This is a genomic window from Thalassotalea crassostreae, assembly GCF_001831495.1.
In the GTDB taxonomy this organism is placed as follows: domain Bacteria; phylum Pseudomonadota; class Gammaproteobacteria; order Enterobacterales; family Alteromonadaceae; genus Thalassotalea_A; species Thalassotalea_A crassostreae.
In genome coordinates, this window is record NZ_CP017689.1 from 3398361 (window position 1) to 3411860 (window position 13500).

At 38.8% G+C, this 13500-nt stretch carries 16 protein-coding genes; 9 read left to right on the forward strand and 7 right to left on the reverse strand.

The annotated features are described in order from the left end of the window. Positions 1-54 precede the first annotated feature (54 nt). Both LT090_RS14735 and LT090_RS14740 read left to right on the forward strand, forming a co-directional pair. A complete protein-coding gene (locus tag LT090_RS14735) occupies positions 55-1029 on the forward strand; it encodes a hydrolase (RefSeq protein WP_068544314.1) in 975 nt (324 codons plus the stop codon). Beyond that, positions 1029-1253 carry a YheU family protein gene (locus tag LT090_RS14740; protein WP_068544315.1) on the forward strand — a complete coding sequence of 75 codons (225 nt, stop codon included), beginning with the start codon at positions 1029-1031 and terminating at the stop codon, positions 1251-1253. The genes LT090_RS14735 and LT090_RS14740 overlap by 1 nt, the downstream gene beginning before the upstream one ends. 7 nt (positions 1254-1260) lie before the next feature. On the opposite strand, the gene LT090_RS14745 is transcribed toward LT090_RS14740, so the two are convergent. The 3 genes from LT090_RS14745 to nudE all read right to left on the reverse strand — a co-directional run bounded on the left by LT090_RS14745 (position 1261) and on the right by nudE (position 3316). Continuing rightward, on the reverse strand, positions 1261-1833 hold the full coding sequence (locus LT090_RS14745; protein ID WP_068544316.1) for a YceI family protein: 573 nt from the start codon (positions 1831-1833) through the stop codon (positions 1261-1263). Positions 1834-1928: 95 nt separating this feature from the next. Beyond that, positions 1929-2747: a 3'(2'),5'-bisphosphate nucleotidase CysQ gene (gene cysQ / locus LT090_RS14750; protein ID WP_068544533.1), complete on the reverse strand. Its 819-nt coding sequence runs from the start codon at positions 2745-2747 to the stop codon at positions 1929-1931. An 11-nt stretch (positions 2748-2758) separates the two neighbouring features. Then, positions 2759-3316 (reverse strand): ADP compounds hydrolase NudE, encoded by a 558-nt coding sequence (nudE, locus tag LT090_RS14755; protein WP_068544317.1) that lies wholly within the window; start codon positions 3314-3316, stop codon positions 2759-2761. A gap of 205 nt (positions 3317-3521) precedes the next feature. Between nudE and yrfG the strand changes: the two genes are divergently transcribed. Continuing rightward, positions 3522-4190: a GMP/IMP nucleotidase gene (gene yrfG / locus LT090_RS14760; protein ID WP_068544318.1), complete on the forward strand. Its 669-nt coding sequence runs from the start codon at positions 3522-3524 to the stop codon at positions 4188-4190. 63 nt (positions 4191-4253) lie between these two features. Here the strand turns inward: yrfG and LT090_RS14765 are convergent, their stop codons facing one another. From LT090_RS14765 to coaBC, 4 genes are all read right to left on the reverse strand, one after another. Further along, positions 4254-5027, reverse strand: coding sequence for a hypothetical protein (locus LT090_RS14765; protein ID WP_193408707.1), 774 nt, complete (start codon positions 5025-5027; stop codon positions 4254-4256). A gap of 154 nt (positions 5028-5181) precedes the next feature. Next, positions 5182-6639 (reverse strand): aminoacyl-histidine dipeptidase, encoded by a 1458-nt coding sequence (locus tag LT090_RS14770; RefSeq protein WP_068544319.1) that lies wholly within the window; start codon positions 6637-6639, stop codon positions 5182-5184. A gap of 119 nt (positions 6640-6758) precedes the next feature. Further along, positions 6759-7343, reverse strand: a complete 585-nt coding sequence (slmA, locus tag LT090_RS14775; RefSeq protein WP_068544320.1) for a nucleoid occlusion factor SlmA — start codon at positions 7341-7343, stop codon at positions 6759-6761. 80 nt (positions 7344-7423) lie between these two features. Continuing rightward, entirely contained in the window at positions 7424-8665 is a 1242-nt protein-coding gene (coaBC, locus tag LT090_RS14780) for a bifunctional phosphopantothenoylcysteine decarboxylase/phosphopantothenate--cysteine ligase CoaBC (RefSeq protein ID WP_068544321.1), read from the reverse strand. Positions 8666-8848: 183 nt separating this feature from the next. Between coaBC and radC the strand changes: the two genes are divergently transcribed. The 6 genes from radC to LT090_RS14810 all read left to right on the forward strand — a co-directional run bounded on the left by radC (position 8849) and on the right by LT090_RS14810 (position 13462). After that, positions 8849-9523: a RadC family protein gene (gene radC, locus LT090_RS14785; protein ID WP_068544322.1), complete on the forward strand. Its 675-nt coding sequence runs from the start codon at positions 8849-8851 to the stop codon at positions 9521-9523. A gap of 277 nt (positions 9524-9800) precedes the next feature. Beyond that, complete coding sequence (rpmB, locus tag LT090_RS14790; RefSeq protein ID WP_068544323.1) at positions 9801-10037, forward strand: 50S ribosomal protein L28; 237 nt, start codon at positions 9801-9803, stop codon at positions 10035-10037. 11 nt (positions 10038-10048) lie between these two features. Continuing rightward, entirely contained in the window at positions 10049-10204 is a 156-nt protein-coding gene (rpmG, locus tag LT090_RS14795) for a 50S ribosomal protein L33 (protein ID WP_033078277.1), read from the forward strand. Positions 10205-10708: 504 nt separating this feature from the next. Beyond that, positions 10709-11401 carry a hypothetical protein gene (locus LT090_RS14800; protein ID WP_068544324.1) on the forward strand — a complete coding sequence of 231 codons (693 nt, stop codon included), beginning with the start codon at positions 10709-10711 and terminating at the stop codon, positions 11399-11401. A gap of 64 nt (positions 11402-11465) precedes the next feature. After that, positions 11466-12299 carry a bifunctional DNA-formamidopyrimidine glycosylase/DNA-(apurinic or apyrimidinic site) lyase gene (mutM, locus tag LT090_RS14805; protein WP_068544325.1) on the forward strand — a complete coding sequence of 278 codons (834 nt, stop codon included), beginning with the start codon at positions 11466-11468 and terminating at the stop codon, positions 12297-12299. A 170-nt stretch (positions 12300-12469) separates the two neighbouring features. Further along, the gene (locus LT090_RS14810; protein ID WP_068544326.1) at positions 12470-13462 is read left to right on the forward strand and encodes an oxidoreductase; all 993 of its coding nucleotides are present in this window, start codon (positions 12470-12472) and stop codon (positions 13460-13462) included. The last annotated feature ends 38 nt before the right edge of the window (positions 13463-13500 follow it).

The following is a 13500-nucleotide window of genomic DNA, read 5'->3' on the forward strand; positions in this document are numbered from 1 at the left end:
TTATTAAGCGTAAAGAAAGGTTATAATTCTTGCGCTTAAACTGCTGAGAATACAATGAAACAAACAAGTCAATTCACGCCAGCTTGGTGGCTTGCTAATCGCCACCTACAAACCATGGCAGGGAAGATCTTACGCCGAAAACAACAATTACCTGTTATTGAAGAAGTTTTAGAGCTTCCTGACGGAGACTTTGTTGAATTGGCGTGGACCGAAGATCCAGATAAATACCCAACTAAGCCAATAGTATTTGTATTACATGGCCTAGAAGGTTCAATCGACAGCCATTATGCAAAAGGTATGATGAGCTCGATAAAAGCGCGTGGTTTTGTTGGCATGTTAATGCATTTTCGAGGCTGTGGCAGCAAACCTAATCGTCAGGGTCCGTCTTATCATAGTGGTGATACTTTCGATGTACATTATTGCGTTGATTGGCTATCAAAGCGGTTTGCGCAAAGACAAATGGGCATTCTAGGTTTTTCATTAGGTGGCAATGTTCTCGCTAAGTATTTAGCAGAAGATACTAGCAACCCTTTTAAATGCGCAGCGGTACTTTGTGCACCATTACACCTGGCAAGCTGTGCCGAACGAATCAATCGAGGTTTCTCTAAGGTATACCAAAAGTATTTGGTTGATATGCTAAAAGACAGCACGTCCGAGAAAATAAAGTTGGGCTTGGTAAATCACCTCACTTTGAATGAATTGGAGGGCATTAAAACACTATATGATTTCGATCATAAAGTAACAGCGCTCATTAATGGCTTTGAAAGTGCTAATGACTACTACGAAAAAGCGAGTGGTATATATGTACTAAATGATATTCAGACGCCTACTTTGGTAATTCATGCATTAGACGATCCGTTTTTGTGTCATAACTATATCGACAATTTAAATCTAGATAATGCGCTCGTACACTTCGAAGTGAGCAAATACGGTGGTCATGTGGGCTTTATTGGTGGTAATAATCCATTAAAACCTCAATACTACTTAGAGCAACGAGTACTAGACTTTTTTGCTGGAGAGTTTAGTTAGTGATCATTCCAATTGACCAAATTAACGCAGAAACGTTAGATAATATTATTGAGTCTTTTATTTTGCGTGAAGGTACCGACTACGGCCTGCATGAGTGGTCTTTAGATGAAAAAAAACAACAACTCAATCAACAGTTAATTAACGGTGAAATCGTTGTTGTTTATTCTGAACTGCACGAAACAGTAAATCTAATGCCGATAAGCCAGTTTAATGCTCAAACATAACTTTTATTTATTCAAAAGCAAAAGTAAGTACAAAATTTACGTTTACACTCTTACTGATCATATCTAGCTTAGCTATCTCTTGTAACTTCATTAAACCTTGAGTGAGTGCAAATTCATCAGTATTGATGATTAATGGGGTAATACTTACCACCAGTATTTTCTTTTCTGAGACCTTGGTTACATACACAGGTATTTGTTTTGATTTCTTTTCGCCATGTAAAGATAGCTTGCCCTGTAACATTAGCTCTTTACTCTCGCCAACTTGCAGCTCTTTAATAAACTTCTGACCTACATTTGTTTGATACTCAGCCGTTGGAAATTTTACCGTTTCAAAAAACATTTCTTTTAAGCGCTGGTTACGTATATCAATCTTGGTGTCAACGTCGTTTAAATCAACGATAATTTTGGCCGAACCACTGGCTTGGATATTGCCTTTTAAGGTCGATAATAAATGTGCTTCGGTAATGTGGTGATTCTTGGTACTAGTAAAACTAATGATCGAATCATCGCTTTGCAGAGTCCAAACGGCTAATGATTGAAAACTAAACAGTGTCGTAACAAGTAGAACTAATAAACGCATTGTTATTCCTTTTTTTTGTTTCGCAATTTTTGTATTTTCGATGTTGTCATAATTGCGCGAGTATATTATTCGCGCTTAGCAAATATTTGCGCGAGCTAATATTCGCGTTCGCAGCGGTGCTTGATGATTACATGTGACCAATCGATAGCTTGATTACCTAAGCCAACAAAATCTGGATTCATTAAACTATCTCGTTTGTTATAGCTTAAATCTTGAAGTTCGCTATCTAAAATCGTGCCACCAGCTTCTTCTAGGATACATTGACTTGCGCCGGTATCCCACTCTCCAGTAGGGCCAATTCGTAAATAACAATCGGTCGTGCCTTCAGCTATTTGACAACTTTTAAGTGAACAACTACCAAGCGGGATATGTGCATAGTCTAATTCATCATTTAAATATTGCCCCATTACAGAGACTTTTTGACGACGACTGACACCAACATTTAACGCTCGTTTACCATCATATTCAGCAACAAATATTTGTTTAGTTTCGTTGCCATCGTCTTTAAATGCGCCTTTGCCAGTTTGAGCAAAGTAGGTAAGATTGTGCGCCGGAGCGTGTATAACGCCGATACTTGGCCAGCCATTCGTTACAAGGGCAACATTTACAGCAAAATCGCCGGAACCAGCAATAAACTCACCGGTACCATCTATTGGATCTAATAACCAATACTGATTCCAGTGTTCACGTTCTGCTAACGGCAAATAGGTACTTTCTTCAGAGATAATTGGGATATCTGGCGTTAGTTGCGTCAACATATCAGTCAACACAGTATTCGCCGCTAAATCAGCGCTAGTAAGCGGCGACTGATCATCTTTAGTAAACTCTTCAAAGTTTCCGTCTTTATAATAATCCATCACTTCCAGCCCTGCTTTTTTGGCAGCGCTGATAGCGATTTCTAATAAATTGTCCATTGTTGACATCGTTAGGCCTTTAATAAATCTTTAACTAACATTAACGCGGCAATGCTGCGAGCTTCAGTGAAATCAGGTTGCGCTAATAGTTGTTGGTAATCACTTAATTTCCAGTGTACCGTTTGCAACGGTTCTGGTTCGTCACCGACTAATGAACTTTCATACAAATTTTGACCAAGGAAAATATCCATCTTAGCGTCAAAAAATTGCGGCGCCAGACTTAATTGGTGTACGTAAGTTAAATCGGTAGCGGCCATGTTTATTTCTTCTTGCAGCTCTCGGTTTGCTGCTTCAATTGATTCTTCGCCCTCGTCAATTAAGCCTTTTGGAAATCCTAACTGATACGAGTGTGTACCAGCTGAATATTCACGAATTAATATCATAGTGTCCTGATCAAGCATGGGTACAATCAGCACGGCGCCGCGACCTTTACCTTTGACTTTTTCGTAGCTTCGCTGTTCACCATTACTGAACTTTAAATCAACTTGTTCGACAGTAATTAAGCGGCTTTTAGCAACTTCCTTACTCTCTAAAATATCTGGTAATATAAGTTTAGCTGATTTATTCATTTAATTTTCAACCTAAAATTGGAAATGTGAAAAGTAATTCTTTTACTTACAGGGAAATATGCCTACCATAGCTAGGCGTTAATTTAATACCATTTCGATAAATTGTATTTGCTACTTTTTAGTGATGAAAATGAGCATAGCACTTACCGATTTGGCTTAAATATTAATATACTCAATAAGTTCGTTGTTTTACAGGAATATATGCATGTTTGATTGGTCAAAAATTGAAACAGTACTACTTGATATGGATGGTACGATTTTAGACCTACATTTTGACAATCATTTTTGGCTTGAACACCTACCCAAACGTTACGCAGAAACTGCCGAAATAAGCTTAGAGCAAGCTCAACAATATTTAAGCTCTCGTTATCAACAAGTTGAAGGAACGATCTCTTGGTATTGTCTTGATTATTGGGCTGAGCAAATCAATATGCCGATTGTTGAGCTTAAGCAAGAAGTACAGCATTTGATTCAATTAAGAGCAGATGCCCATGATTTTTTACAGGCATTAAAAGCGGCAGGTAAAGATATTATTCTCGTCACTAATGCCCATCCGGATAGTTTGAGTTTAAAAATAGAGCGAACGGAATTAGATAAGTATTTTGATCAGTTGATTTCTTGTCATCAGTTTGGTGTCACTAAAGAATCTCAATTGTTGTGGCAGCGCCTGCAGCAGCATTTAAACTTTGATCCAGACAAGACTATCTTTGTTGACGATAGTATTAATATACTCGACTCAGCCAAACAATTTGGCATAAAACATTTACTTGCCATTGCCAATCCAGACAGCAAACAGCCGCATCGACAAATAGATGAATACCCTTATATTGCTGATTATTCAATATTGTTAGACGGTATTAAAAATAGTAAATAGTTTAGTAAGAAAAAAGCCCAGATTGCATTGCAATTTGGGCTTTTTTAACGATAACGTTTGCGTTTAGAATTGATAGTTCATTTCTATGCGATGGTTACCGTCGCTAATATCAACATTCTCTGACCAGTTAGCAAAGTAACGCACGTTCATTCTCGGCGTAATTTGATAAGATGCTGCAAATTCGTGAGTTAATACTGCATCATCACCTTCCATGCCGAAATCTTTGTAGTTATCAGATCCCGAGATAGTTTTGCTAAAGAATGGATTGTAGTTTAACCAAATCTTGTCGGTAATCGTCACTTTTGAGTACATACCCACCATTGCGTATGTACCACGAACTGAATAACCGCTATCGATAGTGCCGTCATCTTCAACCACGTTATTGCCAAATGCAACACCTGCACCAGCGAGAGGGAAGAATTGAAACGCGCCCATTTTCGGTAAGGCTTGCATAAAACTGTAACCAGCATTACCTGTTTCACTTTCCACATCGTAGGTTATATCAATTTGCGTACCGCGGCCGTTAACGGTATTTAGCTCAAAGTTTCGAAAACGAAATGAATCAATAGAGTTATCTTTAGCAACATTGCTATCCCAACCCAACTCTTCACCGGCAACGCCCATAATTTCCACTATGTTCATGCCCATTTTAGTCGGATCACCTGTATCATAGGATTCACCGTACTTAAAATTTAAACCTTTATTGGTTACGCCAACACCACCTTGTGTATAAACGGCGGTTGGATCTGACATGTCTTGTACTTCTTCTTCAGCACTTGCTGCAAATGCCAAAGGCAACATCATACTTGCTAGTAAAGTTTTGTTCATCAGTTTCATAAATCACCTCATTAAAGAACTACCTAATATTTAATAAGGTGATTTTAACTGGTTAAGACTTATAACGATAATGACTTTAATGAGTCAACACTTATGCACATAGGTAATAACCCCATGTTTTACATAAGTGTTGTTATCAAGGTTGGAGCAGATATTATTTGCTTGGAATATTGGCTAACACTGCGGTTAACAATTTCCAGTATTCGCCAACAGTTTTAATTTCCACTTTTTCATCTGGTGAATGTGGGAATTTAATCGTTGGTCCAATTGATACCATATCTAAATGCGGGTATTCAGTTTTAAATAAACCACATTCTAAACCCGCGTGAATTACCATTATTTCAGGCAATTTATTAAAGTTTTGCTGATAAGTTTCACGAACGATATTCATAATTGCTGAATCAGTGCTTGGCTTCCATCCAGGGTAGGCACCCGAAAACTCAACTTTTGCGCCAGCTAAGGTAAATACGGACTCGATCATTTCTTCAGTTTCACTACGACCATCATCGTGCAGTGAACGAATTAAACATAAGGCAACAAACTTAGGTCCTTTGCAACGTAGCACACCTAAATTAAGCGAGGTTTCTACAACTCCGGCAATATCATCGCTCATGCGAATAACGCCGTTAGAAACGCCATTTAATGCGCTTAAGATGTTAGATTGACAAGCCTTAGTCCACATTTGATCAAATGTTTCAGGTTGAATCAACATCATGGTTAAATCAGTTTCGATTACTTTTAAGTTTTCTTGGATTGTCGCAAGGTAGCTTTCAAATGCTACTTTAAGTGCAGCAATATTTTCACTCGCCACAACAAAACTTGCATTGGCTTCACGTGGAATTGCATTACGTAAGCTACCGCCATTAAGTTCCGTTAACTGAATACCAAACTGTTTTGTTGCCTGTAATAAGAAACGTACTAGTAACTTATTGGCATTAGCGCGTCCGGTATGGATATCAACACCAGAGTGGCCACCTTTCAAACCTGAGATTGAGATATTGAAAGACTCATAACCACTCGGTACATCTTCCATTTCAAGGGTAAAAGTAGCACTAGCGTCAACACCACCAGCACACCCCATGTACACTTCACCTTCTTGCTCAGAATCGGTGTTAATTAAAATGTCGCCTTCTAACCAACCTGCTTCAAGTCCAAAAGCTCCGCTCATTCCCGCTTCTTCATCAATAGTAACCAATACTTCAAGAGGACCGTGGGCAACATCGTTGCTTGCCAATACAGCCATTGCCGAAGCTAGACCAATACCATTATCAGCACCTAATGTTGTTCCTTCAGCAGTTACCCATTCTCCGTCAATATAAGGACGAATAGGATCAGTTAAAAAATCATGGGCAGTGTCATTATTCTTTTGCGGTACCATATCCATATGCGCTTGCAAAATAACGCCTTTACGATCTTCCATCCCAGCGGTCGCCGGCTTTTTAATAAATAGATTGCCGACCGCATCTTCTTTAACATCTAAACCTTTCTCTTTGGCCCACTCTTGGATCCATAAAGATATTTTTTGTTCATGCTTAGATGGATGTGGAATGCTACAGATGCCAGCAAATATTTCCCACAAACCTTGTGGATGTAATTGATTTAATTCACTCATAACTTTTCTCTAATTGAATACTACAAGCAATAGAGAGCTCTATTGCCAAAACGATTATTAATTTTTGATTAAAGGTTGATGGCTATTACAGATTAATAACCACACCAAATTTATATGGGCTAAACGCCAGCCATTAAAAATTGCCATTGCTCGGTAAAGTTGTCGCTCGGCTTTTTGGCAAAGCCACTGCGTACATAGCCTGAAATTTTACCTTCACTGTAACTCAATAGTGTATTTGCTAATGCAGCTTCACTAATATTGAAGTTTTTTCCTTCACGTAATTTTCGTTCACGTAAAATTTGCTTATATTGAGTTTCTAGTTTTTCAAAAAATTGATGAACACGAGTTCGCAGTCGATCATTTTCACCAACTAATGCATCACCAGCTAAGATGCGACACATACCCGGGTTCTTTTCTGCAAACATTAAGAACACATGAGTAATATGGTGACAACGAACTAATGTTTCTTTTTGGTCGGCTAAAATCATGTTGATCCGTGAAAATATTGATTCTTCAATATACTCAATCAAACCTTCGAACATTCTCGCTTTCGACGGAAAGTGACGATAAAGAGCTGCTTCTGAAAAGCCAACCTCGGCCGCTAATTTAGCCGTAGTAATTCTCTGACCTGGACTTGTCTCAAGCATATGAGCTAAGCACTCTAAAATTTGCTGGCGACGGTTTGGTTTTTGATTCTCTGACATATTAATTCTTACTTAAATGATTGTTCTTTTTGTTTGTATAGTTTTTTGTGTAGTGTTTTTGTATTTGTTTTAGCATCGAGCTAATTTTGCTGCTTTTCGGCAATAAGATTTACTAACGAATCGGCAATTTGCTGCTTATTCGCTAAAGGTAAATCGTGATGACCATTAGTCCAGAAAACTCGTAAAGCATTATCATCGCTATTAAACCCTTGGCCGGCCTTAGCAACGTCATTAGCACAAATTAGATCCAGGTTCTTAGCTGCTAACTTAGCCAATGCATAACGTTCAACATCTTGTGTTTCTGCAGCGAAGCCTACGGTAAACGGTTTCGTTTTTAATGCCGCAACATCGGCGACAATATCTGGATTCTTAACTAACGCGATAGACATATCGTCATTGTCGGCTGTTTTCTTAATTTTTTGTTCGCTAACGTTAGCAACACGATAATCGGCTACCGCAGCGCAGGCAATAAAGACATCTGCTTGTTCAACTAATGCCATCGTCGCTTTATGCATATCAACAGCGCTTTCCACGTCAATACGGTCACAGCTATTAGGTGTTGATAAATTTACAGGTCCACTAACGATACTCACTTTCGCACCTAACTTTGCAGCGGCGGCGGCAATAGAGTAGCCCATTTTTCCAGAAGAATGATTAGAGATATAACGTACCGGATCGATTGCTTCGCGCGTCGGCCCTGCTGTGATCACCCAGTGTTGTCCTGCTAATGTTTGAGCTGAGGTTTGAGCTAAGGTTTGAGCTGAGCTTTGAGAATCTGATTGAAAGTGTTCTACCACCAAATCCACAATTTCTAGCGGCTCTAGCATTCGACCATAGCCAACATCGCCACAGGCTTGTTCACCAGCACCAGGGCCAAAGATCAATAAGCCACGTTTAATTAATCGTGCTAAGTTTTCTTGGGTAGGTAGCGCATGCCACATTTGTTGGTTCATTGCCGGAGCAATAGCAATTGGTGCAGCAGTTGCTAAACAAATTGTCGAAAGCAAATCATCTGCCATACCAGCGGTTAAACGAGCTAGGGTATTTGCTGTTGCTGGTGCTATAAGAATTAAATCAGCCCATTTAGCTAATTCAATGTGTCCCATTGCCGCTTCTGCCGCAGGATCTAACAAACTATCACTTACTGGGTTTGCTGAAACCGCTTGCAAAGTAAGTGGCGTAATAAATGCTTTACCACCATTAGTGATAACAACGCGCACGTCAGCACCTTGATCTTTTAATCGACGAACCAGCTCTGCCGCTTTGTATGCTGCAATACCGCCAGTAACGCCTAATACGATATTTTTATTCTGTAAAAACATCTGCACCTGCTAAAATTACATAAGATAGATAAAAGTGAGGCTACGATAACACGAACTTAGCGCTATATAAAACAGTAAGTTGTGAAATAGTAAGTATTCACATTTTATTAAAAAGTGGCGTACATATATAAGTGTACACGGAATGTTCCACGATTAACCCAATACCATTAATGCAAGGATGCAATTATGTTGAAACACTGGCCAAACCAAGATCGACCGCGAGAAAAATTATTAAATAAGGGCGCAAACACATTAACCGATGCTGAATTATTAGCAATATTTCTGCGCACCGGCGTAAAAGGTGAAAACGTTGTTCAGCTAGCTCGCCGGCTGTTGAAGCATTTTGGTAGCTTGCATAATTTACTATGTGCCGATTGTGAAAGCTTTTGTGGTATTCACGGATTGGGCAGTGCCAGTTTCGCGCAGCTTCAAGCCTGCTTAGAAATATCAAAACGTTATTTAGCCGAACAATTAGCTAATGGTAAAAATCTAACCTCTTCAAGCCAAACCAAAGACTATCTTATTGCTGAGTTACGTCATGAGCCCCATGAAGTCTTCGCCGTGCTGTTTTTAAATAACCAGCATAATATTATTTGTTTCAAGAAATTATTCTTTGGCACTATAGATGCCGCAACAGTTTATCCACGGGTTGTTGTTGAAACGGCATTAAAGCATCGAGCGGCAGCAATAATTTTATCCCATAATCATCCGTCAGGAATTGCCGAGCCAAGTTTAGCCGACAAACAAATTACCCAACGGCTAATTAAAGCGTTGGCATTAATAGACATTAGAGTATTAGATCACATTATTATTGCCGGCCATCTTACCTGTTCATTAGCTGAACGAGGCGATATGTAGGGTCAAAAATTGATTTTTAAGTCGTTGTAAAAAACGTCAGTAACAATTAATAACGAAAAATATCCTATAATTTGAAGCAAAATAGCGTTTTTTACTTGGAATTAGCCCAAAGATCAGTATAATCGCGGCAAATCTTAACATCAGTTTAATTTGTAGCCGATAAAGCTTGATCATTTAGTGAGGGCTATATATAATCTGCGCCCTTTTCAGGATCCCGTGGGCGACGGCCTGGGGATTTACAAATAAGCTATAGCTGAAATATTTTGGAGTGACTCACATGTCTAAAGTTTGCCAAGTAACAGGCAAGAAACCGATGGTAGGTAACAACCGTTCTCACGCGTTGAACTCTACTCGTCGTCGTTTTTTACCAAACCTACAAACACACCGTTTTTGGGTTGAAAGTGAAAACCGTTTTGTAAAATTACGTTTAACACCGAAAGGTATGCGTATTATCGATAAGAATGGTATTGATGTTGTATTAAAAGACATCCGTGCCCGTGGCGAAAAGATCTAAGGAACTGAATCATGCGCGATAAAATCCGTTTAGTTTCATCTGCAGGTACTGGTCATTTTTATACTACTGACAAGAATAAAAAGACTATGCCAGAAAAGATGGAAATCAAAAAGTTTGATCCGAAAGCTCGCAAGCACGTGATCTACAAAGAAGCTAAAATCAAGTAATTGATTTTCTTCTCATAAAAAACCCAGCTATTGCTGGGTTTTTTTTTCCATATATTTTTGAAATCCATTCAAATGATAACTTCTGTTATCAAACTATCTTTCCTAGTACACAATTTCTTCATCCATTAATAGTTGTGTTTGTCTACAGAGCATAGATTGTGCTTTACACCATGAACATGTTTACTTAAGCCAATCTAAATATATACATAAATATAAATATAAAAACTTACTACTTTTAAAAGGTTAACTACATATCACCCTTTAACCGTAGCGGAAAATTACCTTAAAGTTATTCACAAAAGCTAATATAAACGCAATCATTTACATTGAGAACAAGTTGTTAATAAACAATCACTTAACCCAAAACCATTAGTTTCCACATATTTTCAGGATATAAATCTTCTAACTTTTATGATTCGATTATGGACAAAGAATAGCGGTTTTACTCAAACTAATGTCATCGTATACTATATAAGAACACCCATTGTACTGTTAGGAGTATTTATGCATAGAGCATTAAGGATAATTGTTCCATTTCTTTTAGTTTGTAATTTAGCAATTGCTGCAGAGGAGAGTGATAAGTCGAAAGATCCTCAAACACTAGATAAAAGCAATATGGCCGAGCTTGAAAGACTAGCAGGGCCTGAAAAAAAACCAAAGAAGCCACCAAGGTATATTCGAAAACGCTATCCTAAGCTTCCACCTAACTTTGATAGAATAACTAGGGGGAATGTTGATGGTCTTTGTGACAGTTTAATGAAGGCAACAGACGCTTCAAGTTTTAGAGCATCGATGGAAGACATTCGAAAGTACTATGGTGATCCAAGGGAGTTCTTTTATAAGTATGCAATGAGTTTACCATGTTATTATCCATCAGCGAGCCTTGGTGATTTTCTTTTAAAGAGGAATTTCCTAAATTCAGCATTTAGTACAACATTTAAAAAGTTTGGCCGCTTAGATCCAAATACATTCGTTATCATTAAGCGTGAAGGGCTAATTTTTGAAGGCCCATTACATGTTGTCTACAAACATCTAGAAGAGAACTTTAAAGATTCTCCTCTTTATGGGCCGGAATATCGCAATATTACAAGAAGATTAACAGTAAAGAAGTTTGTTAATGGTACACCAAAGAGTTGTAAAGAATTACAAAAGGAAGATCCTGATTTTCCTTGTATACTACCAATGCCTATAGAGTAACAATCGATGAAGATAATTCTTACACTATTTTTCTATGTTAATTTTGCATCTGCAATAGTGAATCATGCCTGAATTACCAGAAGTAGAAGTATGTCGACGCGGTATTTCGCCACACATATTAAATCAAAAAGTTACTGACATTGTCGTTCGTAACAGTAAGATGCGCTGGCCTATTACTGACACCATTGACGAAATCATCGGCGAGACAATTACCGCAGTCGAACGTCGCGCCAAGTACCTTTTGATACAAACAAACAAAGGTACGCTGATGTTACATCTAGGAATGTCAGGCACCATCCGAGTGATCCCCAAAGAATCTGCGATACAAAAACACGACCATTTTGATTTGGTACTCAACACTAATGTAGCACTTCGTCTCAATGACCCTCGCCGTTTTGGCGCTGTTTTATGGATAAAGCGCGATCATCAAAACCCAAATAATGAGCTTCAACATGAATTATTAGCAAAACTCGGCCCTGAGCCATTTAGCTCTGATTTTGCTGATGACTATTTATTTGAAAAATCACGCAAAAAAACCGTGCCAATTAAAACCTTTATTATGAATAACCATATTGTTGTCGGGGTTGGCAACATTTACGCCAACGAAGCGCTATTCCAAGCAGGCATTTTACCGACAGCTATTGCCGGAAAAGTTAGCAAAGCGAGATACAACAATTTAACGGTTATTATCAAAGATGTATTGGCTAAGGCCATAGAGCAAGGCGGCACGACACTGAAAGATTTTACTCAAGTTGACGGTAAACCCGGTTACTTTGCGCAATCTTTGCAAGTCTATGGCCGTGGCGGTGAAGAATGCGTGAGCTGTAAAACCACGTTAAAAGAAATTCGCCAATCAGGCAGAGCGTCAGTATTTTGCCCAAGCTGTCAAAAGAAATAGCAATCAACCACTGCTCTTTCAGTGCAAAGTGAGCATCAATGTTGATATTACTCTTTAGTCTAATTGCGATTGTAGATTCTCAGTGCTAGGTTTTAATGAACACGATTAATTTTAATGACTAGTATTAAAATATTATTTAAAACCTATCACTCACAAAGCTTGGGAATATCATGACCAATTATAAAGCGTTGTATGTCGAAGAAGTCGGCGAAAAAGAATTCGTAAAATCGATAAAAGAATTACCATTAACTCACCTGCCTGATAATGATTTATTGATTGATGTGCACTATTCATCACTTAATTTTAAAGATGCCATGTCTGCACATGGCAACAAAGGCATTACTAAATCTTACCCACACACACCAGGCATTGATGCCGCTGGTGTGGTTATTTCTGACAAAAGCGGCACCTACACTAAAGGCGACCACGTATTAGTATTTGGTTATGACTTGGGTATGAATACACCTGGTGGCTTAGGCCAACGTATAGCAATTCCAGCCAACTGGGCAGTGATGTGTCCGCATGGGTTAACGTTACGTGAATCAATGATATACGGCACAGGAGGTTTAACTGCTGCACTTTGTATTGAAAAATTGGAGCGTATGGGCGCAACTCCAGAACATGGAAATGTCGCAGTAACAGGGGCAACCGGAGGTGTTGGTAGCGTCAGTATCGCCTTACTCGCCAAACTTGGTTATCAAGTCACAGCGTTTTCTGGAAAGCCAGAGCAAAGCGAGAAATTAAAAGCATTAGGCGCCAACGAAGTATTACATCGTGATGTAATTAACGAGATAGGCAAACGCCCAATTGGTAAGCCATTATGGGCCAACGGGATTGATACCTTAGGCGGTGATTATCTCGCCAATTTACTAAAACAAATAATTCCTGGTGGCAGTGTTTCTGCCTGTGGACTCGCTTCATCAATGGATATTCCGACTAATGTATTCCCCTTTATCACCCGTGGAGTATCCTTACTTGGCGTTGATTCGGTGCAAATTCCATTAGCCGCTAAGCAGCATATTTGGGATCGCGTTGCGACTGATATGAAATTAGATAATCTTGACCAATTTTGCGAAGAAATTACCCTTGAACAAGTGCCCGAGTATTTAGATAAGTTTATCAATGGCAGTGTCGTTGGTCGCTACTTGGTCAACCTGCAATAGCGATTATTTTTCACAACAAAAAGCCCTAAAGTTGATAC

Coding starts and splice junctions, on each gene's coding strand:
- LT090_RS14735 (WP_068544314.1), top strand. CDS start 55: ATGAAACAAACAAGTCAATTCACGCCAGCTTGGTGGCTTGCTAATCGC.
- LT090_RS14745 (WP_068544316.1), bottom strand. CDS start 1,833: ATGCGTTTATTAGTTCTACTTGTTACGACACTGTTTAGTTTTCAATCA.
- cysQ (WP_068544533.1), bottom strand. CDS start 2,747: ATGGACAATTTATTAGAAATCGCTATCAGCGCTGCCAAAAAAGCAGGG.
- nudE (WP_068544317.1), bottom strand. CDS start 3,316: ATGAATAAATCAGCTAAACTTATATTACCAGATATTTTAGAGAGTAAG.
- yrfG (WP_068544318.1), top strand. CDS start 3,522: ATGTTTGATTGGTCAAAAATTGAAACAGTACTACTTGATATGGATGGT.
- LT090_RS14765 (WP_193408707.1), bottom strand. CDS start 5,027: ATGAAACTGATGAACAAAACTTTACTAGCAAGTATGATGTTGCCTTTG.
- LT090_RS14770 (WP_068544319.1), bottom strand. CDS start 6,639: ATGAGTGAATTAAATCAATTACATCCACAAGGTTTGTGGGAAATATTT.
- slmA (WP_068544320.1), bottom strand. CDS start 7,343: ATGTCAGAGAATCAAAAACCAAACCGTCGCCAGCAAATTTTAGAGTGC.
- coaBC (WP_068544321.1), bottom strand. CDS start 8,665: ATGTTTTTACAGAATAAAAATATCGTATTAGGCGTTACTGGCGGTATT.
- rpmB (WP_068544323.1), top strand. CDS start 9,801: ATGTCTAAAGTTTGCCAAGTAACAGGCAAGAAACCGATGGTAGGTAAC.
- rpmG (WP_033078277.1), top strand. CDS start 10,049: ATGCGCGATAAAATCCGTTTAGTTTCATCTGCAGGTACTGGTCATTTT.
- LT090_RS14800 (WP_068544324.1), top strand. CDS start 10,709: ATGCATAGAGCATTAAGGATAATTGTTCCATTTCTTTTAGTTTGTAAT.
- mutM (WP_068544325.1), top strand. CDS start 11,466: ATGCCTGAATTACCAGAAGTAGAAGTATGTCGACGCGGTATTTCGCCA.
- LT090_RS14810 (WP_068544326.1), top strand. CDS start 12,470: ATGACCAATTATAAAGCGTTGTATGTCGAAGAAGTCGGCGAAAAAGAA.